This window comes from Bacillus altaicus (assembly GCF_042136375.2).
Classification (GTDB): Bacteria; Bacillota; Bacilli; order Bacillales; family Bacillaceae_G; genus Bacillus_A; species Bacillus_A cereus_U.
The window spans coordinates 4,394,286-4,420,314 of record NZ_CM143394.1 but is presented as its reverse complement, the minus strand read 5'-3'; the positions used below and the strand labels follow the sequence as shown (position 1 = coordinate 4,420,314).

Here is a 26,029-nt window from a genome sequence, read left to right as displayed (position 1 = left end):
AATAATATTTCACCCTTACAAAATTGTCACATTCATGTAAGGTAATTCAATAGATTAGATACTTTTTCCATGTCATAATAAAGACATAAGAAAGCTAATTAAAACTACAACTTATTAGGAGAGTGTCAGTCATGATTGTAACAACAACGTCTGGAATTCAAGGTAAAGAAATTATAGAGTATATTGATATTGTAAATGGTGAAGCTATTATGGGTGCAAATATTGTCCGCGATTTATTCGCTTCAGTTCGTGATGTTGTCGGTGGTCGTGCTGGTGCTTATGAAAGCAAGTTAAAAGAAGCTCGTGATATTGCAATGGGAGAAATGAAAGAACTTGCAAAACAAAAAGGTGCGAACGCTATCGTTGGTATTGACGTAGATTATGAAGTTGTTCGTGATGGAATGTTAATGGTTGCTGTAAGTGGTACAGCTGTACGTATATAATTAAATAAAAAACAGGCTCACCCCTCGAAGCTTATGCTTTGAGGGGATTTTTATTGTGCAAATTTCAAAAAGATACATTAATTATGTAGCATTGTATGAATTGTAGAATTGATTTTCTAAATAAGTTATTAGGTACATAGTAATATAATAAAAAGACGCCCTTGTGAGCGTCTTTTTCCAACTTGAGATAGATGTATCATTATTGTTCTGCTAGGGTACATAATTCTCGTTTAAAGCTTTCTCACACAAATGATCTGTGTATCAATTTTTTTGATATACAGATCATTTGTATGATAATTCTTATAGATAATTGCTGAATAATAATTTTACATAAATGCTTTTAAAAGTTCTTGAACCAATGGAATTACTCCACCTACAAATTTTAAAACTGCCATTGCGATTTCCATATGATTGCCTCCTTTTTTTAATAGTAAGATGTAATGAATCTTTATATCCTCATTATAGTAAGCGCTTACAGATACATCAATGCATTTCGATATGCAATATTTCATATTTGTATTTGGTAATGAGGAATCAGTAATTTATCAAAAAGTAAGGCGCATCTTGTATAGTATAATATAATGGTGGAGGTCGAATATGAAAAAAATAAGTTCAAATATAGATTTGGATACAAATGTATTGGAAGCGGTATTTATTCCAAGAAGGTTTATTATTTTATGGATCACACTCGTATATATAGCTTCAATGCTTTTAGAATTTCGTAATAATATTTTCTCTATGGATAGTTTTTTCTTTACAATAGTCATTGTTATTCATACTATTTTTCATTGGTATTCGAGTTCATTAAAAAATAGGCAATTGTTGTACTTCTTTTTTGTACAACTTTTCATTGTGTTTTTGGCTGCATTTATTGCAACAAATGCTTCGATAGCAATTTTTGTTGGATTAACTCCTATTTTAATCGCCCAAAGTTTATATGTTTATCACAATATATTTAAAGTAATGATAGTTTTTACTCTTATGTATGCAATATTTTGTGCTGCAATTAGTATTAATTATGGTGTGAATAAATTAGCTATTCTTATCTCTATGTTTCTTTTAGTGTTAGCAATTATTATTCCTTTTTCTTATATTAATAAGCAGCAATTTGATGCACGTAATCGTATACAGAGCTATATTCAAGAGTTAGAGTCTGCATATATGAGAGTGGAAGAATTGACATTGGCTAATGAAAGGCAGCGTATGGCAAGAGATTTACATGATACGTTAGCGCAAGGTGTAGCGAGCTTAATTATGCAATTGGAAGCAATAGATGCCCATATGCAAAAAGGGAATACAGGACGATCTCAAGAGATTATGAAACAAACTATGGTAAGAGCGAGACAAACTTTACATGATGCAAGGTTGGTTATTGATGATTTGCGTCATACTACTAATTCATTTAATGAAGCAGTAAAGGAAGAGGTTCAACGTTTTTCTGAAGCTACGTCTATACATGTGAGACTTACTATTCAAAGTCCACCGTATATTTCAAGCGTAGTAAAAGAGCACTGTTTATATGTAATTAGTGAATGTTTAACGAATATCGCAAAACATTCGCAGGCAGCAGATGTAAATTTAAATGTTGAATATATCGATGATCTTGAAAAACTTACTATTGAAGTTGAAGATAATGGAATTGGTTTTGACACTGGATATATCGGTAAGAATCCTGGACATTATGGTTTAATTGGTCTAAATGAGCGTGTTCGATTGATTAAGGGAGAAATACATATATTGAGTGAAAAGATGAAAGGTACGAAAGTGTATATTCAAGTGCCTATAAATAAAGAAGGAGATAGCCATGAAGCATAACGTATTAATTGTAGATGATCATTTTGTTGTAAGAGAAGGTCTGAAATTAATAATAGAAACGAGTGATTCATTTCAAATTATAGGTGAGGCTGCAAACGGAGAAGAAGCCCTTTCTTTCATAGAAAAGAAGAAACCTGATGTCATTTTAATGGATTTGAATATGCCAAAAATGAGTGGTTTAGAAACGATTGAGGCTTTGAATGAAAAACAAAACCATACGCCGATTATTATATTAACTACTTATAACGAAGATGAATTAATGTTAAAGGGAATTGAGTTAGGGGCAAAAGGATATTTGCTAAAAGATACGGATCGTGAGAATTTGTTTCGAACATTGGAAGCGGCTATTCGAGGTGAGATTTTACTACAACCAAATATTATGGAAAAGATAGTGAAGTATAAAAGGAAAGAAGTACATGCTGATAAGGTTGCAGAAAATAACTTAACAGATAAAGAATTGTTTGTGTTGAAAGCTATTGCGCGCGGATATAAGAATAAAGAAATTGCATTTGATATGGGGATAGCTGAGCGAACGGTAAAAGCGCATTTAACAAATATATACAATAAATTAGGCGTTAACTCACGGTCAGAAGCAGTAGCTGTGTCTATTGAAAGGAAGTTAATTCATTTTTAAAACATTATATATGCCCAATCGTACATTATAGGCTTGCCCTTTTGTACGATTTTTTTATTTCTTCCTTATGTTATGCTTCAGAAAGTATGAGAGATCTAAGAACAGTACAATTACAGACTTTTTCTTTTATCCCAACATAGAACGTATTGCTGTAAATTCATTCAAAGATTGCAGTTGATAAGAAATGGGGGAGTTAACACAGATGTTTCTACCTATTACTACATTTGATAGGTTTAGTTGGCTGGGAAATGTTGCATTCTCTTCAGAAAAGATTAGCAGGAATCGAGCGCTTTCGAGGGCCGAAGAACTAAATGCTAATTTGTATGAAGAGAAATGTATAGATTCAGTTAGTAATATTCATGAGGAAATAACGATAGATTTTGTGAAATATGGTGATAATTATGTATCGGGTCATGCGGAACCTTATTCAACAATTGTCATAACGAGCGGCGATATGCTTGTTGGAAGTGGACGGGTTAATGAGTATGGAGAATTTAAAATATATACGAATAATCATCTGGAAGAGTATTTGATAATAAAAGTTCAGTCGATATTAGGTGGTTTTTATCAAGAGAGTATAATAGTAAAGGTAGATTGTTAATTTATAATGATTCCAGTTTTTATTTTCTAAATAAAAATGAAAGGAAGCAACAAATTGTTGCTTCCTTTTTCTATTAAGCCGAAGCTTTCTTCATTCTCTCAAGTAAACTAGATAAAATATGTGTACGATAAGATTCTAGTTTTTTACCTTCGTAAGTACGAATCCCTAATTTTTTAAGTTCTTTTACATACCAACCTTTGCTTCCGAAATACATGTGATCGCTCCCCTTCAACTTTGTTTATTTGTCCTGATTGTACTTGGAGGTACGGGTAATATAATGAAGGAAATGAATTTCGCGCGAAAATGGTTAACTTTGTTGCAAAAGACATATATACTAAGGGTAGTATATAACGAGGTGGGCAAGACGTGATTATAGAGAAGCACGAAATTCAAATTGACCAAATTACGAGCGGTAAAGTGAATATCTTTACTTTCTATAGAAATAGAAAGCAAGTTGATGATCATTTTTTACGATTGCAAGAACCATCGCTTACAGCAAACTACTTCTTCCATTTTCATTTTGATGCAGAGAGCTTGCATCTTCTGCAGGAAGAGTTTCCGGGCGTATATCCGTACGACCGTAGTGACACGATTCACGACTGGACGGAAAAGATGAAAGCGGAATTGCAACATCAGATCCAAACAGGTAAATGGAATAAACGCGTACGTATCGGTAATCGCATTCTAGATGTGGTGTTTACGTGGTGTGACGAAGATATAGTAGAGTGAAAAAGAAGCGGATGACGCTTCTTTTTTTAGCGCTGGAATAAAACGAGCTTACCTGCAGAAGATGTGCAGCGATGTGTTTTTTCGTACAATCCTTTTTCTTGTAAAATAGATTCACCTTTTGCTTTCGCTTCTTTTTCAGTTGCTGCCTCGAATGATTCGTCTAATGCTTTTGAACCATCTTTTTCAAAGACTGTTAGAACGTATACTCCCATGAAAATTCCCTCCAATAATTAAAATCAGAATCTTATAACTATTTTGGCATAAATCAATAGAATATGCAAAGAAATATATGACATTGCGTGTTACAATAAGGTGAAACTTTAATCAGTGGGGGATTTTTTATTTCCTGCTTATTACTAGTTTTCAACAATTGAGCATGTATTGTTTGTGTTCATGCGGATAAGATGAAACTTTTGAACTATAGAAAGGATCGTTATTTGTGAAACAAGTGAAGTTTATACATGCGGCTGATTTGCATTTGGATAGTCCGTTTAAAGGGATGGAGATGAATGTACCGCAGTCTGTTTGGGAGAGAATGAAGCAGAGTACGTTTGAATCGTTCGAGCGTATTGTTGATAAAGCGATTCAAGAGCGCGTTGATTTCGTATTACTAGCTGGGGATTTGTATGATGCGGAGACGAGAAGTTTGAGAGCGCAAGTGTTTGTGCGTGAGCAAATGAAGAGACTGTCGCAGTACGATATCCCTGTTTTTATTATTCACGGTAATCACGATCATTTAGGGGGAAGCTGGGCGGCAATTGAGTTTCCGGAAAATGTTCATGTGTTTACGGAGCCTTATGTAGAAGAGAAATCATTTTATAAAAATGGTGAGCTTGTAGCTTCTATTTACGGTTTTAGTTATTTGCAGCAAGCGGTAACGGATAATATGACAGCGCAGTATACGAAAATGAGTGATGCGCCTTTTCATATTGGAATGCTTCACGGAAGTGTGGAAGGGGATGCAGAGCATAATCGCTATGCACCGTTTCAAATTCGTGAGCTGAAGGAAAAGCAGTTTGATTATTGGGCTCTTGGCCATATACATAAACGTGAAATTTTATCAGAAGAGCCGTACATTGTTTATCCAGGTAATATACAAGGGCGTCATCGTAAGGAAACAGGGGACAAGGGTGCGTACCTTATTGAACTCACGAAACAAGGATCGCATTGTTCATTTTTCCATACGGCGGATGTTGTGTGGGATGAGATTGAAGTGAGTATCGATGGACTTGAAACTGTTGATGATCTTATGACGAGCGCGTCAAGTGCGATGAATGAATGCCGAAGAGAAGAGGAAGGCACGCTTTTAACTGTTGTATTTATAGGGCAGGGACCACTTTCTCCTTATTTACGTGAAGACAAGCGCGTGGAAGAGATTTTTCATATTTTAGCAGCGGGAGAAGAGCGGAAAGACTTTGTATATGCGATGAAGTGGAAAAACGAGACGGTTTCTTTTGCGGAAATCGAGCGTTTGAAAGAAGAAAATCATTTTGTCGGTAGTGTGCTGAAGGAGTTAGAAGCTTTCACAAATATGGACGGAGTGTTGCGCACGATTTGGACATCTCCTGTAGCGCGTAATAGTATTGAAGCTTTTACGGAAGAAGAGAAGAAAGAGATTCAAAAGGAAGCGGAAAATATTATTTTAGAGCAATTATTCCAGCAAGAGAGGGATAAAAAATGAGAATTGAAAAACTCCATATTTATGGCTATGGAAAACTAGAAAATGTGGAAATGGATCTTTCATTGCTGACGGTGTTGTACGGTGAAAATGAAGCGGGTAAATCGACAATTCGCTCGTTTATGAAAAGTATATTATTTGGTTTTCCGACGAGAGGACAGCGCCGTTATGAGCCGAAAGAAGGCGGGAAGTACGGCGGGGCGATGACTGTTCAAACAGAGAAGTACGGCCGTTTGAAAATTGAACGATTGCCAAAGACGGCAGTTGGTGAAGTGACCGTTTATTTTGAAGACGGGAAAACTGGCGGCGAAGATATTTTAAACGATATATTAAGCGGTGTGAATGAAAGCTTATTTGATTCAGTCTTTTCATTTGATATGCATGGTCTTCAAAATATTCATCAGCTCGGCGAAGCGGATATCGGTAATTATTTATTTTCGGCAAGTGCAGTCGGAAGTGATGCGTTATTGCAGTTAGATAAAAAGTTAGAAAAAGAAATGAATCAGCGTTTTAAGCCGAGTGGTCGTAATCCTGAAATTAACGTGTCACTGCAAGAGATGAAGAAAATTGAGGAAAAGATGAAAGAGTGGCAAGGGAAGATTGGCACGTATGAAAAACAAGTCGAGCAGTTAAAAGAAAGTGAAGAGAAACTTGCTGCTGTTCGTGCGGAAAAAGAGTCAGCCGAAAAACGAAAGCAAGACTATGAAATATTAGCAGCGCTTGAGCCTCTCGTTATTGAAAAGAGTGCGCACGAGAAAGTGTTAGCAAACGAGAACGGGCAGTTTCCTGTAAACGGAACGGCGCGCTATGAAGCGGTAAAGGCAAAGATGGAGCCGCTGCAAGTACAAGTAGATTCACTTCAAAAAAAGATAGAAACAGTCCAATCAGAAATTGATTCCATAGAAATAGATGAAGCATTTTTACAAAAAGAAAGTTACGTAGAAGAACTTCGTATGCAGCACATGTCTTATGAAAATGCACGCCAAGAAATGCGTGATATGACGGGAAGTATTGCGAATATAAAAGAAGAAATCGCAGAACTACAGCAACAAATTGGAGCCACTTTTGAACAAGAGACGGTTCTTTCATTTGATATAAGTTTAGCGACGAAAGAATTAATTACGCAAACTGTGCAAAAGGCGAGAGAGTTAGAAACGCAAAAAACGCAGCTTGATGATCGTTTCAAAACGGCTCAGGAGCAATTAGAAGAGCAAGAAGAAAATCTAAGACAAATAAGTCAGCAAATGTTAGCTGATGAAGAACGAAATACGTTAGTTGAGAGAGAAAAATCATTTCAAGATGCGGCATTTATCGGTATGGGCGCAGAGAGAATGAAGCGCAAGTATGAGGAAAAAGCAGGAGCGGCTATGCAAAAGAAAAAACAGTGGCAAAGAATTTGTCTTCTGTTACTTCTTATTAATACGCTTGTTTTATTCACGAGTTTATTTATAGATAACCGCGTGCTGTTATTTATTAGTGTTATTGTTTTTGTAGGGATTGTCCTTGCTCTCGTTTTATATAAAGATCCATCAGGTGGATTACAAGAAGAGCTTCTTACTCTTCAGCAAAGTGCTGGCGGGCGTCAAAGTGAAGAGGCGATGTCGGTTCGCTATCAGTTAGAAAAGGATGAAGAGATTCGAAAGTTATTTGAGCGAGAGTCTTATAAATTACAGCAAATGGAACGTGCTTATGATAAAGTCGTTTCATCTTATGAAGAATGGGAGAGAGAAACTTTCCGTACGGGAGAACAAGTAGATGTGTATAAAACGCGCTATATGTTCCCTGAATTTTATACGTATGCGCACATATTGCCGGCGTTTGAGCGTATTGAAAAAATGCATTCATTATATCGTGATTTAGAGAAGCAAAGCACGCGGAAATCTTCATTGTATGAAATGATTTCGCACTTTGAGCATAAACTAGAAACTGTTATCGGTAGTAAAGAGTATAGTAAATTGCATGAGGCGAAAAGTCGTATGCAAAATGAGAAAGAGAAGCGCCAAACTTGTAAGCAGCTGAAAGAGAAGCTGGCGGAATGGCAAGAAGAATATGAGTTCATGCAAGAGCAATTAAAGCAACTGTTAGTAGAGCGAGATGGGTTATGGAATATCGCAGATTCTACTGATGAAGAGATGTTTTTAGAAGCAGGAAAATTGGCGGAGAAACGTGAAGATGCGGATAAGCAAGTGGGGCGTTTATTACCTCAAATTAATCTTTTAGAACAGCGCTTAACGAGTTTGTCATTAGCTGAGCATTATGAAGCTGACGGTTATGATGAAAAATTAAAGCAAGAAATTACAGCCGCGCAAAACTGTCTTACACAAGAGAAAGAACTGACAGAGCGTATTGCGAAGCATCGAATAGAAATTGCGAATTTAGAAGAAGGCAGTACGTATGGTGATTTACTACATGAGTGGGAAATGAAAAAATCACAAGTGCGTGAACAAGTGAAGAAGTGGGCTGCATATGCGGCCGCGAAGACGGTGTTAACGAAAACGAAGCAGTATTACCATGAAGTGCATCTTCCGCGTATTTTACAAAAATCCGAAGAGTATTTCGTGTATTTAACAGGCGGACGATATAGTAAAATATTCTCACCGTCAGAGGCGGAACCTTTCATTGTCGAACGTAACGATGGTATGCGTTTTTACAGTCATGAACTAAGCCAAGCGACAGCGGAGCAGTTATATTTATCGTTACGATTTGCACTAGCGAAAACGTTTGAGCATGATTATCCATTTATTATTGATGATAGTTTCGTGCACTTTGATGCGGTAAGGACGAATCGAACGATTGAACTAATAAAGGAAATTGCGAAAGATAGACAAGTAATCTTTTTTACATGTCATGCGCATCTACTCACATATTTTACAGAAAATGAGATTATAAAATTAAAACGTAAGCGTAAAGAAAATGAGTTGTAGTATGCTATACTAAAAGTAACTGATTTGGTGGAGGAATTCGAATGAAAAAGAAAATTGTAGAATATGAAGTTGGTGAACAAGTCGATGTTTTCTTGTTAATTAAAACATCGACAAAAGGTCTCGCAAGCAATGGTAAGCCGTTTTTAACAGTAATCTTACAAGATCCAAGTGGAGATATTGAAGCGAAGCTATGGGATGTATCACCAGAAGTTGAGAAACAATATGTAGCGGAAACAATCGTTAAAGTAGCTGGAGATATTCTAAACTATAAAGGACGTATTCAATTACGTGTGAAACAAATCCGTGTTGCGAATGAGAATGAAGTAACGGACATTTCAGACTTTGTAGAAAAAGCTCCAATCAAAAAAGAAGATATGGTCGAGAAAATTACGCAATACATATTTGAAATGAGAAACCCGAACATTCAGCGTCTAACAAGACATTTGTTAAATAAGCACCAAAACGAATTTTTAGAATATCCAGCAGCGACGAAAAATCATCATGAGTTCGTATCTGGACTAGCTTACCATGTTGTATCAATGTTAGATTTAGCGAAAGCAATTTCTGAACTGTACCCATCTTTAGATAAAGACTTACTATATGCAGGCGTTATTTTACACGACCTTGGTAAAGTATTTGAGCTATCTGGCCCAATTTCTACGACGTATACGTTAGAAGGAAATTTACTTGGCCACATTTCAATTATGGTGAACGAAATTGGTAAAGCAGCAGAGGAACTACAAATCGATGCAGAAGAAGTATTAATCCTTCAGCACATCGTCCTTTCCCACCACGGAAAAGCAGAATGGGGTAGTCCAAAACCACCATTAGTAAAAGAAGCAGAAATTCTGCACTACATCGATAACTTAGATGCAAAAATGAACATGATGGACCGTGCATTAGGACGCACAAAACCAGGTGAATATACAGAGCGTGTATTTGCACTTGATAATCGTTCGTTCTATAAACCGACGTTCCATAATTAAGATTGTAAATAGGATGGTCTCATTAAGTGTTAATAAGCTTGATGAGGCTGTTTTTGTATGAATAACATATTAAAAAATATCTCGAATTCGAGATAAATCACTTGCTTTTTAATCACTTGAGTTGTAAAGTGATAGTAACGAAAGGAAATGAGTCATATGAGAAAGGTACACTTCGTTCTCTAAATTACTTTCGTATGAATTATTTTTTAGCTATCACTTGACTAGTAAAACGAAGTGATTACTTTAATAAATACGTGCCTCGTTAACCAGCGAGCAGAAATATAATCCTAAAAGATAAATTAAAACTATTGGAGGAATATATAATGAACCAATTAAAAGGAATACACCATGTTACAGCGATTACAAGTAGTGCAGAAAAGAACTATGAATTTTTCACTTATGTGTTAGGAATGCGTCTCGTTAAGAAAACGGTAAATCAAGATGATATTCAAACTTATCATTTATTCTTTGCAGATGATAAAGGTAGTGCAGGAACGGATATGACATTCTTTGACTTCCCGGGCGTTCCGAAAGGTGTACACGGTACAAATGAAATTTCAAAGACTTCATTCCGCGTTCCAAGCGATGCAGCATTAGCATATTGGGTGAAACGTTTTGACCGTCTTGAAGTGGAACATACAGGAATTAAAGAGCAATTCGGTAAGAAAACTCTTTCTTTCGTTGACTTTGATGATCAACACTATCAATTAATCTCAGATGAATTGGATAAAGGGGTGGAATCAGGTACACCGTGGCAAAACGGACCAGTTCCATTAGAATACGCAATTACTGGATTAGGACCTGTATTTATTCGTATCGCGAACTTTAGTTATTTCAAAGAAGTACTAAAAAAAGTTCTATTATTTAAAGAGATTGCTCAAGAAGGAGAATTCTACTTATTTGAAGTAAACGAAGGTGGAAATGGTGCATCTGCCATTGTAGAACATAATACGGTTCTTCCTGAAGCACAACAAGGTTTTGGTACAGTGCACCATGCAGCATTCCGCGTAGAGGATCGCGCTGTATTAGAAGAGTGGATTGAGCGACTAAGTCGAGTTGGACTCCCTTCATCTGGTTATGTAAATCGCCACTTCTTTGAGTCATTATACGCAAGAGTTGCACCGCAAATTTTATTTGAGTTTGCGACAGATGGCCCAGGTTTTATGGGAGATGAGCCATACGAAACACTTGGAGAAAAATTATCGTTACCTCCGTTCTTAGAGCCAAAGCGTGAAGAAATCGAAAAATTAGTTCGTCCGATTGATACAGTGAGAAGTACTAAGGAATTTATTAAAGAATAAAAATAGAGATAATAAGTAGAAGAGCAAGTAGTTTTAGCGAATAGCTGGAATTGCTTGCTTTTTTATTTGATCTGTAAAGTTTTCTGATAAATGTTTCTCAAGTTTTACAAAAGGGAATGTTTGGTATAATTCATTTAAATCATAAATTTTCTGACAATTATTTTTCAATACATATAAAAGGGTTGGTAATATACAATTTGGATAATTATATAAATATCCTAATTTTGTAAGTTTGGAGAAAAGGAGATGCGAGTGTATGGGAGCAGATGTAGTAACGAGGGAGCAAATGAAACATTCTTTAGATGATTGGTATTGTGTAATATTGCAGCAAGATTTTACGCAATCAAAATCTTTGAAAGAAGAAATTGAATCCAAAATTAATGATTTCAAAGAGGAAAAGAATATATCCTTTTTCTATTCTTTATTAAAATTTCGTTATCAAGTATTAGTTGATAGTCTAAGTGTTACAAATAGTAGCTTTGATAGAATTGATTCTTTATATATTGTTGATGATAATGTTTTAACATATTATTATCATTTCTTTAAAGCGATTAAAGAAACATTAGTGACGAATTATAAAGCTGCAAGTGAAGAATTTGAGAAAGCAAAATTAATGCTAGGGGATATTACAAATCCAGTAGAGCGTGCTGAGTTTTATTATCGACTGGGCTATTATTACTATCAATCATATCAACCAATTTTAGGAATTGATAATGTGAATAAGGCGAGGGAAGAGTTTGAAAGATATAGTGGGTACGAACTAAGTGTAGCGCTTTGTAAAAATATATATGGGTTGTGTAGTGTAGACTTAAAGCAATTTTCGCTGGCAGAAGAAAGTTTTGATTCTGCATTAAATATTTTCCAACATCAACAAGCAGAACGATACATTTTAATGGTGAAAAGTAATTTAGGATGGTTATATGGAAGTCAAAATCTTTCGGAATTATCAATCCGTCATATTTCTGAAGTTGTTGAAAAATCACCTAAGCATTATAAAGGGGTATTTACTTTAGCTGAAGAGAATTACAAACTAAACAGAGTAGAATTAGCGAATGAGTTTATCGAATTAGGATTAAAAGTTTGTAATGAATTGAAAAATCAAGAATTTCAATATCGTTTTATGATTTTAAAAGAATTGAATAAAAAATCCAATACAGCAGAATTAGAAAGAGTGGTCCTAGAAGGAATCTCATATTTTGAAAAGGAATCATTATGGGACTGTGTAGAAGAATATACTGAAAAGTTAGCAATACGATTTTATGAGGAATCAAATGATTCTAAAGCTAGTGAATATTTTTATATGAGTAATAAAGCGAGTAAAAAATACTTAGAAAAAGGAGCTTTGAAATAATGAAAAAATTAGGTGTGATAGTAACAGGATTAATAACAACGACTGTTTTAGCATTTGGTTTAAGTAGTTTGGGTGATCAGAGCCAGGCTTTAAATCGTGGTGACGGAGGGGCACCAGCAAGACCAGACTACGTTAGCTTTAATAAAGGCGATGGTGGCGGGGCACCAGCTAACTTCAATAAAGGAGATGGCGGAGCACCAGCAGATAATAGAGGCGACGGCGGTGGAGTAAGCCGACTATAATAACAAAGAAAGGGACTTCAACATGAAGTCCCTTTCTTTGTTATTAGGCCATGCAGAGAAAAGAATTGACTTACTTTAAATGTGTAACTATAATAGTTACAAAATAACCATCAGTAATAGAAGTGAGTAATATTTTTTTAAGATAATTGTAACTAACTTAGTTACAATTAAAATTAATCATAAAACAACCAAATAATGTAAAAACTTTAAATAGCAACATGAGAAAGGAGACGGGGATTTTGAAACGGTTTAAGTTTTATATGATTAGCGGTATTGTTCTTGTTTTATTAATAGTATGTAACTTCGTTGATAAGCCGATTGCGAAGGTTGAAGAAGTGAAGGATACTGTTATGATGAAGATAAATACGAAAGAGAGTATGGCGCAGATTGATGGGCAGACGATTTATTTTAAGCAAATTGGTGAGGGGAAGCCGCCGTTACTTATGCTTCACGGATTTGGTGGTTCTTCAGATGGATTTAATGATATTTATCCGGAACTTGTAAAGGACCACACGATTATAGCGGTTGATATTTTAGGATTTGGACGTTCTTCGAAGCCGGTTGATTTTCAGTATTCGTTCCCTGCGCAAGTGAATTTATATTATAAGTTAATGAAGCAACTTGGATATGATCAATTTGCGGTACTTGGTCATTCGATGGGTGGAGAGATGTCCCTTAATTTAGCGTATTTATATCCGGACGCGGTTACCCATCTCATTTTAGCGGATTCTACAGGGATTGAATCTTTCCAGCAACAAGAAAGTTATGAAATGCCGCCACTATCGACGGACTTACAAACTGTAACAGAGATTACGGATTATAATAAAAATGAAGTGAAAAATAGTCACGATGATAAAAAGCATTATGATGAGCTTACGAAAATGAGAGAGCGCCGTATTGCGATGGAAGCGGATAAAATTAAGGTGCCAACTTTAATTATTTGGGGTAGGCACGATAAGAGCGTTTCTTGGAAAAATGGTGAACTGTATCATCAGTTATTTGCCAATAGTACGTTTCATATTATTGAAAAAGGATACCACGCACCGTTCCGTCAAGAGCCAATCGAGTTTATGGAATATGTACAAGCGTTTTTTGCGAAGCATCCACAATAAAATTTCAAGCATAAATCCACTTCTTTCCTCATAAAGTGAAACTAATAAGGCTTGTCTAAGGAAAGGGATGAACGAAAGTGGAAATTTTACCATGGTGGATTTATCTTGTAATCATTGGGATTGTATTGAGTGGCTACATGGTTTTATATACTTCGAAAAAAGAGCAAGAGATGGATAACGATTTTATCGAAAAAGAAGGCGAAGTATATATGAAGCGCTTAGAAGAAGAACGAGAGAAACGTAATCAGGATAGTGATAAAGATTCGGTTTTATTGTAATTATGGGAGAGTGGATAACATGTAGTTATCCACTTTTTTATTTCCTGAAATATATCAACGATTTTTCAAATATATCTATCATAACTTCAAATATATCAACGATTTTTTCAATATATCAACGATTCGACATGGAATATCGACTTACCGACACAAAGCGACAATGTTAAGAGGTACGATTATTGTTCGGGAAATTATTATAGAAGAAAAGCATATGAAATCCACATGCTACATAGCGTACCTTAAGGTGTAACGAACAAGTTGCACAGGTTACGCAACGATAACTAGCTTTACTCTTCAGCATTTATTTGACCATACTAGACGTAGAGAGGTGATAAACACAGTATGATTTTTAGCGAACGCTTAAAAGAAGAAAGGGAAAAAAGAAATTGGTCGCAAAATGATTTGGCTGAAAAAATTCATGTGAGCAGGCAGTCTGTTTCGAAATGGGAGACGGGAAAGAACTATCCGAGCATTGAAATTATTATTCATTTAAGTGATCTGTTCGGTATTACAATTGATGAGTTATTGAGGAGTGATGAAGAGTTGACGCAGAAAGTAATTGAGGATAGTAAGCAATTAGCGTATCCAAAATGGAAGGTGTTTTTTGATAGTCTATTCATGCTGGGGGTATTTTTGTTTATTACAAAAATCGTTGTATGGATGTTAAATAAGTTTGCAGGAGCAAGTATTACAATTGTCGCAGATGCACCATATGTAATGAATTTTTTACCCCTCCTATTAATGATTATAGGTGGGACGGCTTCTGATAAGTTGAAGAAAATATATAGATAGAGGAAAGAAATTCCCCACACTAGCTGTTCTTTCTATTCAAATTGTGTACTATAAAGGATAGGTAGGAAGGGGACGTTTAGAATGGAATTTCATGAGCAAAAGATTTTGCCGGCAGTGAGGCAAATTAAAGATTTGGAAAAGCTATTACATAGTTCGTATGAGTATATTGTTATTTTAGATATTCATGTCGGTCAATTGAAGAGTGTTGTGTCACTTGCGAAGCAGCATAATAAAAAAGTATTTTTACATGTTGATTTGATCCATGGATTACAAAGTGATGGGCATGCGACGGAGTTTTTATGTCAGGAATATAAACCGTACGGGTTATTGTCGACAAAGGCGAGCGTAATTATGAAGGCGAAGCAAAAAGGTGTCGTCTCCATTCAACGCATCTTTTTAATTGATTCTAGCGCGATGGAAAAGAGCTGTAATTTGCTAGAAAAGACGAAGCCGGATTATATAGAGGTGCTTCCTGGTGCGTTAACGGGTGTCATTGCTGAGGTGAAAGAGCGTACAGGTGTACCGATTTTAGCAGGTGGTTTTATTCGAACTGTAGAAGACGTTGAAAGAGCGTTAAATGCTGGTGCGACAGCAATTACGACATCGAAAAAAGAATTATGGAAACATTACCAAAAAAAGTGACGAAAATGTGAAAAAATTCTGTTGACACCGCTTTCATTAGAGGTTAACATTATAGACAAGTTAATAAACGTGACGGAGAAAAGAAGAGATCCACATTTTATTGTTTCTATATATATTATATAGAAGCATGTAAGCTGTGGATCTTTTTCTTTTGAAAAAAAACGAATGGCCATTCATTTTACCTCTATCACTTTTCGAAAGCATTTAAATTGATTGTGGAGGGATTTTATGTCAGCATTTTTAGGGGAATTAATAGGGACAGCGTTGTTAATCTTACTTGGTGGCGGCGTTTGCGCTGGTGTAAGTTTAAAGAAATCGTTTGCGAAAGATTCTGGTTGGATTGTAATTACAATGGGTTGGGGTCTAGCGGTTGCTATGGCAGCGTATGCAGTTGGATCAATTAGTGGGGCACATTTGAATCCGGCTTTAACGATAGGACTTGCGTTTAAGGGAGCGTTCCCATGGAGTGACGTACCTATGTATATCGCAGCACAAATGATTGGGGCAATTATCGGGGCAGTTCTCGTATATTTACATTACTTACCACACTGGAAAGAAACAGAAGATCCAGGAACAAAGTTAGGTGTATTTGCAACAGGTCCAGCAATTCCGAATACATTTACAAACCTTTTAAGTGAAATGATTGGAACATTCGTTTTAGTATTTGGTATATTAGCAATTGGAGCAAATAAATTTGCAGATGGTTTAAATCCATTTATCGTAGGTTTCTTAATTGTAAGTATTGGTTTATCATTAGGTGGAACAACAGGATACGCAATCAACCCGGCTCGTGATTTAGGTCCGCGTATTGCACACTTCTTCCTTCCGATTGCAGGAAAGGGCGGTTCAAACTGGAAGTATGCATGGATTCCAGTAGTTGGTCCAATTCTAGGTGGATCACTTGCAGGATTATTCCATCAAGTTGTATTTGAAGGAAAACAAAATTCAGCACTTATTTATGTGATTATTACAACTGTGATTGTACTAACAATCTCTTATATGACAAGTAAAAAAAGTGAAACTACTACAAATAGTAGAAAAGTAGCATAGGGGGAAACTGATATGAAAAAATATATTCTTTCATTAGACCAAGGAACAACAAGCTCACGCGCAATTCTTTTCAATAAAGAAGGAAAAATCGTTCATTCAGCTCAAAAAGAGTTTACACAACATTTTCCAAAGCCAGGCTGGGTTGAGCATAATGCACAAGAAATTTGGGGATCTATTTTAGCAGTTATCGCAACTTGTTTAAGCGAAGCAGATGTGAAGCCAGAACAAATCGCTGGTATCGGTATTACGAACCAACGTGAAACAGCGGTTGTATGGGATAAAACGACTGGAAAACCAATTTATAACGCAATCGTATGGCAATCTCGTCAAACAGTTGAAATTTGTGATGAGTTAAAAGAAAAAGGTTATAGCGAGATGGTTCGCGAAAAAACAGGTCTTTTAATTGATGCATACTTCTCTGGTACGAAAGTAAAATGGATTTTAGATAACGTTGAAGGTGCAAGAGAAAAAGCGGAAAACGGCGAGTTGTTATTCGGAACAATTGATACATGGCTTGTATGGAAATTGTCTGGCGGGAAAGCGCACGTAACAGACTACTCAAATGCATCACGTACATTAATGTTTAACATTCACGATTTACAGTGGGATGATCAACTTCTAGACATGTTAACAGTACCAAAGAGCATGCTTCCAGAAGTACGTCAATCATCTGAAATATATGGAGAAACAATTGATTACCACTTCTTCGGTCAAAATGTACCGATCGCAGGTGTAGCTGGTGACCAGCAAGCAGCATTATTTGGACAAGCTTGTTTCGGTGAAGGTATGGCGAAGAACACTTACGGAACTGGTTGCTTCATGTTAATGAACACAGGCGAAAAAGCAGTAGCTTCTGAGCATGGCCTATTAACAACAATTGCATGGGGTTTAGATGGTAAAGTGAATTACGCATTAGAAGGAAGTATTTTCGTAGCAGGTTCTGCAATTCAGTGGTTACGTGACGGAATGCGCATGTTTAAAGATGCGAGTGAGAGTGAAGTGTATGCTAGCCGTGTTGAGTCAACTGAAGGTGTATACATAGTACCAGCATTCGTAGGATTAGGTACACCGTACTGGGATAGTGAAGTACGCGGCGCTATGTTTGGTGTAACACGCGGTACGACGAAGGAGCACTTCATTCGTGCGACGCTAGAATCTTTAGCATACCAAACGAAAGATGTACTATGCGCGATGGAAGCTGATTCAGGTATTAAACTGAATACATTACGTGTTGATGGCGGGGCAGTTAAGAATAACTTCTTAATGCAGTTCCAAAGCGATATGTTAGACGTTCCCGTAGAGCGTCCAGTGATCAGTGAAACGACAGCTTTAGGTGCAGCATACTTAGCTGGTCTTGCGGTTGGATATTGGAAAAATCAAGACGAAATTAAAGCGCAGTGGAATATGGATAAACGCTTTACACCAGCAATGGAAGCGGAAACAAGCGAAGAGCTATATGCTGGATGGAAAAAGGCAATTGAAGCAACTAAAGCTTTCAAATAATCATAAACAGTGTTATAATGATGACAAGTTAATAATTCGGTAGGAGATTTGGAGAGACCACAACACGCTATAGAGGCGAAATCTATAGCGGAGTTCGTGGTCTCTTTTTTCGTTATCAAAGGGAGGAATTACCATGAAATTTTCAAGTAAACAACGTAAAGACGTATTAAACGGAGTAAATAAACAAGAGTTAGATGTGATCGTAATTGGTGGAGGTATTACTGGTTCTGGTATTGCATTAGATGGGGCAACACGCGGTTTATCAACAATTGTGTTTGAAATGCAGGACTTTGCAGCAGGTACATCAAGTCGTTCAACGAAACTTGTACACGGCGGTTTACGTTATTTAAAACAACTTGAAGTGAAAATGGTAGCAGAGGTGGGGAAAGAGCGTGCGATCGTATATGAGAACGGTCCCCATGTAACAACACCAGAGTGGATGTTACTTCCGTTCCATACAGGCGGCACGTTCGGATCATTCAGTACATCAATTGGTCTTCGTGTATACGACTTCCTAGCAGGTGTAAAACGAAGCGAGCGCAGAAAGATGTTTAACCGTGAAGAAACGCTAAATAAAGAGCCTCTTGTAAAACAAGAAGGATTAAAGGGCGGCGGTTACTACGTAGAATATCGTACAGACGATGCGCGTCTTACAATTGAAGTAATGAAAGAAGCAATTGAACACGGTGCGAAAGCTGTTAACTACGCAAAAGTAGACAATTTCTTATATAAAGATGGAAAAGTATGCGGTGTACGTGTAATCGATTTACTAGACGGAGAAGTGTACGAAGTTTACGGTAAGAAAATTGTAAACGCAGCTGGACCTTGGGTAGATACACTTCGTGAAAAAGATAACTCGAAAAAAGGGAAAGTACTTCAGTTATCAAAAGGTGTGCATTTAGTAATTGATCAAAAACGTTTCCCATTAGGTCAAGCGATTTACTTTGATACACCAGATAAACGTATGGTGTTCGCGATTCCTCGCGAAGGAAAAACGTACGTAGGTACAACAGATACGTTCTATGATAAAGACGCAGCTGTACCGCACATGACAACAGAAGATCGCACATATATCATTAATGCGATTAACTACATGTTCCCAAGCGTGAAAATTACAGAAAAAGATGTGGAATCAAGCTGGGCTGGTGTACGTCCGTTAATTTATGAAGAAGGTAAGAATGCATCTGAAATTTCTCGTAAAGATGAAATTTGGACTTCTGAATCTGGTTTAATTACAATCGCAGGCGGTAAATTAACAGGATACCGCAAAATGGCTGAAATGGTAGTAGACTACGTAACGAATCTATTACAAAAAGAAGGTCATAGCGCATATCCGAAGAGCGATACGAAACATATGCCAATCTCTGGTGGTCATGTAAGTGGTTCACACGGATTCCCGGCATTTATCGCGAAAAAAGCAGGCGAAGGTACGAAATACGGTTTAACGACAGCGCAAGCGGAAAAATTCGCTAAATTCTACGGCTCTAACGTTGATGTACTGTTTGACTTAGCGAAAAAACATAAAGACGAAGCGAAAGAATACAACATGCCGCTAGACGTTCTTATCCCGCTTGTATACGCGATGGATTACGAAATGACAGCGAAACCAGTTGACTTCTTCGTACGCCGCAGAGGCGCTGTATTCTTCAACATCCACTGGGTATACGAGTGGAAAGAAGCAGTAATCAACTACATGGCTGCGAAACTAGGCTGGAGCAAAGAAGAGCAAATGAAATACACAGCTGAGCTAGAAAAAGCGTTAAGCGATGCTGTAATTCCTGTAGATCAACAAGAGCAAGCAGCTGCTTTAGCGTAAAATAGAGAACCACCTGAAGGAGGAGCCTTTAGGTGGTTTTTTGTTTATTATGCATGCATTAAAACTTTAACGATAATGTGTTTTAATTATAATAAAAGGTGATAATTTGAAAAAAATCCATCGTGTAGAATTTTTCCGATGAGAAAGTCCTATTAAATGAACGTTGGTAAAATAAAAGATTTACTCTCGGTAAAGAAAAATTAAGGTTTCAAAAAGCGGTATGGACATTACCAACCGTATTTTTTTATGGATTTATAAAACTTTTCCATGGCGTACGTCGTCTAATAAATGGGAAGGAGGAAATGATGTGGATGAATTAACGGTAGAAGCGTTTGAAATAGAAGATAAGGAAATCCTTATCGATGAAATAATGAACAAGTATGGACAGAAAATCTTACAGCTTGTTTATTCATATGTGAATAATAAAGAGGTTGCGGAGGGTTTAACGCAAGATATATTTGTGAAATGTTATAAGTCTCTTCATACATACAAAGGGAAATCAAATGTAAAAACGTGGTTGTGGAGAATTGCCATTAATCATTGTAAGGACTATATAAAAAGTTGGTATAACAAAAAGGTAATCGTGACAGAGGATGAATCTACGTATATTGGGAGTCAAAAAGAAAGTGTTGAACAAACTGTCATTCAAAATGCAGAAGACCGTAGGCTGGCTTCTGCAGTAATGAATTTACCGATAAAATATCGAGAAGTCATTTATCTATTTTATTATGAAGAATTATCAATTAAAGAGATTGCTATGGTAATAGAAGTGAAGGAAAACACGATAAAAACGAGACTGAAAAAAGCGAAGGAGCTTTTGAAGAAAGGATTGGAGGAATAATCAAATGGAAGATCGATTAAAAGGCCTACGAAAATCAATGGAGAATACAACGTTTAAACATTTGAGTTTTTCTGATCAACATCGAAAGCAGGTGCGCGAAAAAATCAATGCATCATACGAAAATGAAGAAGACATCCTTTTAGCAGTCTTACAACTTCTCATGAATGAAAAAACAGGGTACGAACTGATGCAGTTATTACGGGGGAGAGGGATTCAAAAATTCGAAGGAAATGAAGGGTTTTTATACACCGTATTACATCGTTTAGAACAGAATCGTTTTATCCAATCAAGCTGGGATCATTCAGGAGCTAAATATTATCAATTAAATGATAAGGGAAGAAAGATGCTACGAAAGGCAGAAAAAGATTCTACGAAGGCGCGATTTATATTAAAAGGATTAGTACAGGAGTGAGGCGGAATTGAACAAAAAAGGGGAGCGTTTTTTAAGCGAAGTTACCAATCATATTAAATCAAAAGAAGCAAAGAGCTTTGTGGCAACTGAACTAAATTTTCATATGAAACAGGCGAAGAATATGTGGATAGAAAAAGGGTTAAGTGAGGAAGTTGCTGAAGACAAAGCTGTTGAACAAATGGGAAGTCCAATCAAGCTTGGTCAGGAACTTAATAAACTTCATAAGCCAAAGATTGATTGGTTCCTAATTATTTTGTTAGTGGCTGCTATGGGATTAGGCTTTTTGCCACTAGTAGCTCTTGGTCATACGAATGATTTATTAATGAACAAAGTAATTTTTGTGATTCTAGGCATTGCAACAGCTCTTGGGATGATGCTGATTGATTATCGGAAATTAGAAAGACTCGGATGGTTGTTTTATACAATTGGCGTACTCATCCTGTTAATACTATACTGTTTTTCAAACGCTTCGATGACTGGAGAACCGTTAATGAAAATTGGTCCCATTGCAATTGACTGTTTAATGGCAGTGCCGTTCTTTTTTCTAGCCTGGGCTTCTTTTTTCAATAATAGTAGGTTAAAGGTTATGCATCTTGTAATTTTATATTTATTTTCTTTGTATTTATTTTTAATTGTATCAACCCTTTCAACAATTTTCATCTATATCACGATGGTATTCGTTATGCTTTGGTGGAGTAAGTTAGGAAAGAAAACGGCATTGATTATTACAATTGTACCAATTTGTTTATTGATTATAAGGGTATCCTTTTCCTGGTCCTCAGTAAAAGGATACCACTTGGATAGATTTCTAGGGTATTTAAATCCACAGCGTGATGCAGGTGGCTCAGGGTTTATGTATATACGTTTAAAAGAGGTAATGTCGTCAGCAGGTTGGTTTGGTGCATCTGAAAATATAAAGCCCATACCTGATCCAGATACTGATTTTGTGTTTGCAAGTTTGACTTACTATTATGGGTATTTGCTTGCACTGGTCCTGGTTTTAATTCTTTCTCTTTTTGTAGCAAGGATAATGGTCATATCTTATAAAATAAATGATCGGTATGGTAAATTGCTTCTCGTTGGAGGAATGACTCTTTTTGTAGTCCAGTTTATTTATAACGTTGGTATGATCATAGGTTTATTACCGATTGCTTCTATATCTTTACCCTTTATTAGCTATGGATTGATACCAACTCTGTTTCACGCATTTTTAATGGGTATTGTGTTAAGTGTGTATCGACGTAAAGATATTTCATTTAGAATGAGAAAAACACCTTAATACTTATATAAGTTGTATATAAAGGAATTCATTATTATGATCAAGTACAAACGTAGATAGATAGTAGAAGAGGGTTATGATAAAATAACCCTCTTTTCGTGTTTAAATAAAAGGATGTGCTTTCTGTTACTTTGTATGTATTTTTGCGTTTTAAGAAATTTAAGTAAGTGCTTGTTTGCATGCGTATCACTATTTTATGTACAATAAAAGAAAAACCTCTTATGAGATGGGGAGAGGAAAACCCATGTCCAGCCAACAATTAGTGAATTTACGCATTGATTTTGCTTTTAAACAATTATTTGGCACAAGTGGAAATGAAGATATTTTAAGTGCTTTTTTAAATGCGATGTTACAGGATTCTTTAGAATCACCCATTGTTTCGTTACAATTAGCAGATCCACATTTACACAGGGAACATGAAGAAGATAAGTTATCTATTTTAGATATTTCAGCTACATTAGACACAGGAACAAAAGTCAACGTAGAAATACAGCTCAATAATAATCATGATATGATTAAACGCAGTTTATATTATTGGGGAAGGCTATACGCATCTCAACTTCAAAAAGGAATGCCATACAGCTCTCTTCATAAAACAATTACAATCAATTTGTTAAATTTCGTTATGTTTCCTGAATACGAGGCATTCCATACAACAGGAGTCTTATGGAATCGACAACAACAGAAAATATTGAGTAGTGATATCGAAGTTCACATCGTAGAGATTCCGAAACTCATGCAACAGTGGCGGAATGAACAAGTAAATCCCTGGGAAGATTTGTTTGTTCGTTGGTTATTATTACTTCCGGCAAACGAGGATGAACAACTAACCCAAACATTGGAGGACATTGCGATGAACCAAGACCCGATTTTACAAAAAGCGATGAATAAGTGGGAGCGTATGAGTCAAGATTCTTCTTTCCGACAAGCATATGAAGCAAGAGAGAAAGCTTTGATGGATGAAGCCGCAAAGTTCGCTCATGCTCGTAATGAAGGAAAGAAAGAGGGGATTGAAGAAGGTAAGATTCAATTAATTCGTGGAATGCATAAAAATGGAATGCCGATCGAAGATATTGCAAAGTTTACAAATTTACGCTTAGAAGAAATACGAAGCATTTTACAAGTCTAAATGATAAAAAACACCTCCATTGAATTTGCATACTTAGTATGCGAATTCAGGAGGTGTTTTTTCATGTACAACTCTTTGGGTTCACTTCAAATTATCAAGGTGTTTTAGTTATTAACTCAAAACTTTCCAAATCAGCCCCCGTCACAAAAGGACTAACCTCACCAACGCTATAAAGCTGTAAATCATGCATTGCGCGTGTACAAGCAGTGTAGAACAATCTACGTAAGCTTCCATCACTGTACACATCTTTAGAGGCATTGTAAATAATGACAGCATCAAATTCGATACCCTTCGCTAAATAAGCAGGGATAATGACGATGCCTTGTTCATACTCAGCAGAGCTACTTTTCACAAGTTTAATATTCTCGATATGACTAAGTGCTTCGTAGGCAGCGGCACTTTCGGCTGCGGATTTACATATAATTGCGATCGTATTGTGCTGTTGTTTTTGTAGTTCTGCGACTTTGGAAGTGATACGATCATGCAGTTCGTTGTAATCAGAAACTTTAGTCACTGTAGGTTTCTCGCCGTCACGTTCAAAGGCGTTAATGTTCTTTCCTTCAGGTACGAGGTCCCGCGTAAATTCAATAATCGGTTTTGTTGATCGATAGCTACGAGTTAAGTTGATGCCGTTCGTTTCATCTGGTCCGTATAAGCTAGTAAGTGTATTGAAATTCACTGCTTCACTCGCATGGGCAAATATCGCTTGGTTAAAGTCCCCGAGTACGGTCATTTTTGCGGCAGGGAATAAGCGTTTTAAAAACTCAAATTGAAACGGCGAATAATCTTGCGCTTCATCTACGAGTACGTGTTTAATGGATCTGTTTGTTTGGAAGCCTTCAATTAATTCTTTTAAAAGTAAAAATGGAGTCGCATCTTCGTAATGTAGCTTTCCTTCATCTAACATGTTCAAAGTTAGTGAACAAATGTCGTCCCATTCTTTCGGTTTTTCTCCAGTAACCCATGATGCATCTGTGAAGAGCTGTTTATATATTCCTGTGAAATTGATGAAGCGCAATGTTTGAATACCTTTACGAAGCGGCTTCAATTTTTTACGGACAATCATCCGTCCGAGTACTTTCGTTTCTTTCTCATAATCATTAAAGGAATTGTCGTCAAACTCGCCTTTTTTCTGTAAGTATTTATAAGCTTTTTGGTATTCATCTTTACTAAGTAATTCAATTTCTTCTTCTACCCAAGGTTTTTTCAGTTCTGTTTTTTCGATTGTATCTATTTGTTTATTTAGCCAATCCGTTAACTTCTCGATTCTATTATGGAAGCGGAGGGAGGAATCAGTATTATAAAATTGCTCTGTAATTTCTTTAGCAGAGGCAATCAGTTTTCCTCTAAATTTCATTCCTCTAAATAGCATGCCTGAAGATTCAAGAGATTGTCTGTACGTTCTAATCATATCGAAAAATTGAGTAGATGCTTTAAATCGAATGCTCGCATTTCGAGTTTTATAGGCAGGACTATTCGTTTCCGTTAGCATATATTCTAATTGTTCATAAGGATCTTCAACGTCAAATGAATTGCTTAGTCTATGGTTTAAATATTCCTGGAATGTAACTTGCTGCATATTCTCTTCACCGAGTTCTGGCAATACGTTAGATACGTAGCTGTTGAACATGGAGTTAGGGGAGAAGAGAATGATTTGATCTGCTTTTAACCATTCGCGATATTTATATAGTAAGTAGGCGATTCGCTGCAGGGCAGCTGATGTTTTACCGCTACCAGCAGCTCCTTGAACGATAAGTAGTCGCCCTTCATCGTGACGAATAATTTCATTTTGCTCGCGCTGGATAGTAGCAACGATACTTTGCATATGTTTGTTTGTACCTTTTCCAAGCGCTTGTTGCAGGATTTCATCGCCAATTGTGAGGCTCGTATCGAACATGGAATCAATCTCGCCATTTTGAATAATATATTGTAATTTTTTCTCCACATTACCGCGGATTACGCCTCCTGGTGTACTGTACTCAGCCGGTCCTGGCGGATAATCGTAGTAAACACTTGAAATGGGTGCGCGCCAATCGTATATAAGAAAGTTTTCTCCACTTGCATCGGTAAGTGTAGCAACGCCGATATAAATTTGTTCCGCGCCAACTTCTCCTTCTTCTTTGAAATCGATTCGTCCGAAGTAAGGTGCTTTATGCATACGTCGTAGTGCGGCAAGTCGATTAAAGGTGTGCTTATGGGTAATTTGTGTTACGGCTAGTGACTGAGCTTGTTGTCTTAAGTTGATAACTGTTTCAAGATAATCGTCAAAAGTATCAGTGTTAACTTTTACATCATCCCAGAAGTGTTTACGAATGTTGATTACTTCTGCCCGGCGTCTGCCAGTGTCGCTTTCCAGTTTATCAATTTGCTCCGTAATAGTTTCTATTACGCTATCCAATCGTTGTTGCTCTTGATCAAGTTTTTTGTTCATACGATAGCACTCCTTTAAAAGTGAAAAATAGAGGTTGACT

General features: G+C 36.5%; 26 protein-coding genes. 22 read left to right on the top strand and 4 right to left on the bottom strand.

What is annotated here, in order from left to right; all coding sequences use genetic code 11:
* The first annotated feature begins 131 nt into the window (after positions 1 to 131).
* Complete coding sequence (locus ACE38F_RS22930) at positions 132 to 443, top strand: heavy metal-binding domain-containing protein (RefSeq protein ID WP_000637508.1); 312 nt, start codon at positions 132 to 134, stop codon at positions 441 to 443.
* 326 nt (positions 444 to 769) lie between these two features.
* On the opposite strand, the gene ACE38F_RS22925 is transcribed toward ACE38F_RS22930, so the two are convergent.
* Positions 770 to 955 carry a hypothetical protein gene (locus tag ACE38F_RS22925; RefSeq protein ID WP_375370326.1) on the bottom strand — a complete coding sequence of 62 codons (186 nt, stop codon included), beginning with the start codon at positions 953 to 955 and terminating at the stop codon, positions 770 to 772.
* Between the two features lie 85 nt (positions 956 to 1,040).
* On the opposite strand from ACE38F_RS22925, the gene ACE38F_RS22920 reads away from it, so the two are divergent.
* From ACE38F_RS22920 to ACE38F_RS22910, 3 genes are all read left to right on the top strand, one after another.
* Entirely contained in the window at positions 1,041 to 2,258 is a 1,218-nt protein-coding gene (locus ACE38F_RS22920; RefSeq protein WP_375370325.1) for a sensor histidine kinase, read from the top strand.
* On the top strand, positions 2,248 to 2,892 hold the full coding sequence (locus tag ACE38F_RS22915) for a response regulator (RefSeq protein ID WP_375370324.1): 645 nt from the start codon (positions 2,248 to 2,250) through the stop codon (positions 2,890 to 2,892). The genes ACE38F_RS22920 and ACE38F_RS22915 overlap by 11 nt, the downstream gene beginning before the upstream one ends.
* Before the next feature lie 202 nt (positions 2,893 to 3,094).
* Positions 3,095 to 3,493 carry an Ig-like domain-containing protein gene (locus tag ACE38F_RS22910; RefSeq protein WP_375370323.1) on the top strand — a complete coding sequence of 133 codons (399 nt, stop codon included), beginning with the start codon at positions 3,095 to 3,097 and terminating at the stop codon, positions 3,491 to 3,493.
* A 73-nt stretch (positions 3,494 to 3,566) separates the two neighbouring features.
* On the opposite strand, the gene ACE38F_RS22905 is transcribed toward ACE38F_RS22910, so the two are convergent.
* On the bottom strand, positions 3,567 to 3,707 hold the full coding sequence (locus ACE38F_RS22905; RefSeq protein ID WP_000273535.1) for a YflJ family protein: 141 nt from the start codon (positions 3,705 to 3,707) through the stop codon (positions 3,567 to 3,569).
* 152 nt (positions 3,708 to 3,859) lie between these two features.
* On the opposite strand from ACE38F_RS22905, the gene ACE38F_RS22900 reads away from it, so the two are divergent.
* A complete protein-coding gene (locus tag ACE38F_RS22900; protein WP_002064091.1) occupies positions 3,860 to 4,222 on the top strand; it encodes a hypothetical protein in 363 nt (120 codons plus the stop codon).
* A 26-nt stretch (positions 4,223 to 4,248) separates the two neighbouring features.
* On the opposite strand, the gene ACE38F_RS22895 is transcribed toward ACE38F_RS22900, so the two are convergent.
* A complete protein-coding gene (locus ACE38F_RS22895; RefSeq protein WP_000539551.1) occupies positions 4,249 to 4,434 on the bottom strand; it encodes a YhzD family protein in 186 nt (61 codons plus the stop codon).
* A 227-nt stretch (positions 4,435 to 4,661) separates the two neighbouring features.
* On the opposite strand from ACE38F_RS22895, the gene ACE38F_RS22890 reads away from it, so the two are divergent.
* The 17 genes from ACE38F_RS22890 to ACE38F_RS22810 all read left to right on the top strand — a co-directional run bounded on the left by ACE38F_RS22890 (position 4,662) and on the right by ACE38F_RS22810 (position 23,558).
* Positions 4,662 to 5,903: a metallophosphoesterase family protein gene (locus ACE38F_RS22890; protein WP_375370322.1), complete on the top strand. Its 1,242-nt coding sequence runs from the start codon at positions 4,662 to 4,664 to the stop codon at positions 5,901 to 5,903.
* Entirely contained in the window at positions 5,900 to 8,824 is a 2,925-nt protein-coding gene (locus ACE38F_RS22885; protein ID WP_375370321.1) for an ATP-binding protein, read from the top strand. The genes ACE38F_RS22890 and ACE38F_RS22885 overlap by 4 nt, the downstream gene beginning before the upstream one ends.
* Positions 8,825 to 8,865: 41 nt before the next feature.
* Positions 8,866 to 9,810 carry a 3'-5' exoribonuclease YhaM gene (gene yhaM / locus ACE38F_RS22880; protein ID WP_375370320.1) on the top strand — a complete coding sequence of 315 codons (945 nt, stop codon included), beginning with the start codon at positions 8,866 to 8,868 and terminating at the stop codon, positions 9,808 to 9,810.
* Between the two features lie 323 nt (positions 9,811 to 10,133).
* Entirely contained in the window at positions 10,134 to 11,111 is a 978-nt protein-coding gene (locus ACE38F_RS22875) for a ring-cleaving dioxygenase (RefSeq protein WP_375370319.1), read from the top strand.
* A 256-nt stretch (positions 11,112 to 11,367) separates the two neighbouring features.
* A complete protein-coding gene (locus ACE38F_RS22870) occupies positions 11,368 to 12,462 on the top strand; it encodes a response regulator aspartate phosphatase (protein ID WP_375370318.1) in 1,095 nt (364 codons plus the stop codon).
* Positions 12,462 to 12,704: a Phr family secreted Rap phosphatase inhibitor gene (locus tag ACE38F_RS22865; RefSeq protein ID WP_375370317.1), complete on the top strand. Its 243-nt coding sequence runs from the start codon at positions 12,462 to 12,464 to the stop codon at positions 12,702 to 12,704. Before ACE38F_RS22870 ends, ACE38F_RS22865 begins: the two co-directional genes overlap by 1 nt.
* A gap of 239 nt (positions 12,705 to 12,943) precedes the next feature.
* On the top strand, positions 12,944 to 13,816 hold the full coding sequence (locus ACE38F_RS22860) for an alpha/beta fold hydrolase (protein ID WP_375370316.1): 873 nt from the start codon (positions 12,944 to 12,946) through the stop codon (positions 13,814 to 13,816).
* Positions 13,817 to 13,893: 77 nt separating this feature from the next.
* Positions 13,894 to 14,094 carry a sporulation YhaL family protein gene (locus tag ACE38F_RS22855; protein WP_002064098.1) on the top strand — a complete coding sequence of 67 codons (201 nt, stop codon included), beginning with the start codon at positions 13,894 to 13,896 and terminating at the stop codon, positions 14,092 to 14,094.
* Between the two features lie 342 nt (positions 14,095 to 14,436).
* A complete protein-coding gene (locus tag ACE38F_RS22850) occupies positions 14,437 to 14,886 on the top strand; it encodes a helix-turn-helix domain-containing protein (RefSeq protein WP_215555467.1) in 450 nt (149 codons plus the stop codon).
* A gap of 81 nt (positions 14,887 to 14,967) precedes the next feature.
* Complete coding sequence (gene glpP, locus ACE38F_RS22845) at positions 14,968 to 15,528, top strand: glycerol uptake operon antiterminator GlpP (RefSeq protein ID WP_000394293.1); 561 nt, start codon at positions 14,968 to 14,970, stop codon at positions 15,526 to 15,528.
* 228 nt (positions 15,529 to 15,756) lie between these two features.
* Positions 15,757 to 16,578 carry a glycerol uptake facilitator protein GlpF gene (glpF, locus tag ACE38F_RS22840; protein WP_002087184.1) on the top strand — a complete coding sequence of 274 codons (822 nt, stop codon included), beginning with the start codon at positions 15,757 to 15,759 and terminating at the stop codon, positions 16,576 to 16,578.
* Between the two features lie 12 nt (positions 16,579 to 16,590).
* The gene (gene glpK / locus ACE38F_RS22835; RefSeq protein ID WP_375370315.1) at positions 16,591 to 18,081 is read left to right on the top strand and encodes a glycerol kinase GlpK; all 1,491 of its coding nucleotides are present in this window, start codon (positions 16,591 to 16,593) and stop codon (positions 18,079 to 18,081) included.
* 133 nt (positions 18,082 to 18,214) lie between these two features.
* Positions 18,215 to 19,897: an aerobic glycerol-3-phosphate dehydrogenase gene (gene glpD, locus ACE38F_RS22830; RefSeq protein ID WP_375370314.1), complete on the top strand. Its 1,683-nt coding sequence runs from the start codon at positions 18,215 to 18,217 to the stop codon at positions 19,895 to 19,897.
* 307 nt (positions 19,898 to 20,204) lie between these two features.
* Positions 20,205 to 20,738 (top strand): sigma-70 family RNA polymerase sigma factor, encoded by a 534-nt coding sequence (locus ACE38F_RS22825; RefSeq protein ID WP_375370313.1) that lies wholly within the window; start codon positions 20,205 to 20,207, stop codon positions 20,736 to 20,738.
* Between the two features lie 4 nt (positions 20,739 to 20,742).
* Positions 20,743 to 21,150: a PadR family transcriptional regulator gene (locus ACE38F_RS22820; RefSeq protein ID WP_375370312.1), complete on the top strand. Its 408-nt coding sequence runs from the start codon at positions 20,743 to 20,745 to the stop codon at positions 21,148 to 21,150.
* A 7-nt stretch (positions 21,151 to 21,157) separates the two neighbouring features.
* Positions 21,158 to 22,429: an FtsW/RodA/SpoVE family cell cycle protein gene (locus ACE38F_RS22815; protein WP_375370311.1), complete on the top strand. Its 1,272-nt coding sequence runs from the start codon at positions 21,158 to 21,160 to the stop codon at positions 22,427 to 22,429.
* Positions 22,430 to 22,673: 244 nt separating this feature from the next.
* Positions 22,674 to 23,558, top strand: coding sequence for an Rpn family recombination-promoting nuclease/putative transposase (locus ACE38F_RS22810; RefSeq protein WP_375370310.1), 885 nt, complete (start codon positions 22,674 to 22,676; stop codon positions 23,556 to 23,558).
* A gap of 94 nt (positions 23,559 to 23,652) precedes the next feature.
* On the opposite strand, the gene helD is transcribed toward ACE38F_RS22810, so the two are convergent.
* A complete protein-coding gene (gene helD / locus ACE38F_RS22805; protein WP_375370309.1) occupies positions 23,653 to 25,989 on the bottom strand; it encodes an RNA polymerase recycling motor HelD in 2,337 nt (778 codons plus the stop codon).
* Positions 25,990 to 26,029 lie beyond the last annotated feature (40 nt).

Coding starts and splice junctions, on each gene's coding strand:
- ACE38F_RS22930 (WP_000637508.1), top strand. CDS start 132: ATGATTGTAACAACAACGTCTGGAATTCAAGGTAAAGAAATTATAGAG.
- ACE38F_RS22925 (WP_375370326.1), bottom strand. CDS start 955: ATGAAATATTGCATATCGAAATGCATTGATGTATCTGTAAGCGCTTAC.
- ACE38F_RS22920 (WP_375370325.1), top strand. CDS start 1,041: ATGAAAAAAATAAGTTCAAATATAGATTTGGATACAAATGTATTGGAA.
- ACE38F_RS22915 (WP_375370324.1), top strand. CDS start 2,248: ATGAAGCATAACGTATTAATTGTAGATGATCATTTTGTTGTAAGAGAA.
- ACE38F_RS22910 (WP_375370323.1), top strand. CDS start 3,095: ATGTTTCTACCTATTACTACATTTGATAGGTTTAGTTGGCTGGGAAAT.
- ACE38F_RS22905 (WP_000273535.1), bottom strand. CDS start 3,707: ATGTATTTCGGAAGCAAAGGTTGGTATGTAAAAGAACTTAAAAAATTA.
- ACE38F_RS22895 (WP_000539551.1), bottom strand. CDS start 4,434: ATGGGAGTATACGTTCTAACAGTCTTTGAAAAAGATGGTTCAAAAGCA.
- ACE38F_RS22885 (WP_375370321.1), top strand. CDS start 5,900: ATGAGAATTGAAAAACTCCATATTTATGGCTATGGAAAACTAGAAAAT.
- yhaM (WP_375370320.1), top strand. CDS start 8,866: ATGAAAAAGAAAATTGTAGAATATGAAGTTGGTGAACAAGTCGATGTT.
- ACE38F_RS22875 (WP_375370319.1), top strand. CDS start 10,134: ATGAACCAATTAAAAGGAATACACCATGTTACAGCGATTACAAGTAGT.
- ACE38F_RS22870 (WP_375370318.1), top strand. CDS start 11,368: ATGGGAGCAGATGTAGTAACGAGGGAGCAAATGAAACATTCTTTAGAT.
- ACE38F_RS22865 (WP_375370317.1), top strand. CDS start 12,462: ATGAAAAAATTAGGTGTGATAGTAACAGGATTAATAACAACGACTGTT.
- ACE38F_RS22850 (WP_215555467.1), top strand. CDS start 14,437: ATGATTTTTAGCGAACGCTTAAAAGAAGAAAGGGAAAAAAGAAATTGG.
- glpP (WP_000394293.1), top strand. CDS start 14,968: ATGGAATTTCATGAGCAAAAGATTTTGCCGGCAGTGAGGCAAATTAAA.
- glpF (WP_002087184.1), top strand. CDS start 15,757: ATGTCAGCATTTTTAGGGGAATTAATAGGGACAGCGTTGTTAATCTTA.
- glpK (WP_375370315.1), top strand. CDS start 16,591: ATGAAAAAATATATTCTTTCATTAGACCAAGGAACAACAAGCTCACGC.
- glpD (WP_375370314.1), top strand. CDS start 18,215: ATGAAATTTTCAAGTAAACAACGTAAAGACGTATTAAACGGAGTAAAT.
- ACE38F_RS22820 (WP_375370312.1), top strand. CDS start 20,743: ATGGAAGATCGATTAAAAGGCCTACGAAAATCAATGGAGAATACAACG.
- ACE38F_RS22810 (WP_375370310.1), top strand. CDS start 22,674: ATGTCCAGCCAACAATTAGTGAATTTACGCATTGATTTTGCTTTTAAA.
- helD (WP_375370309.1), bottom strand. CDS start 25,989: ATGAACAAAAAACTTGATCAAGAGCAACAACGATTGGATAGCGTAATA.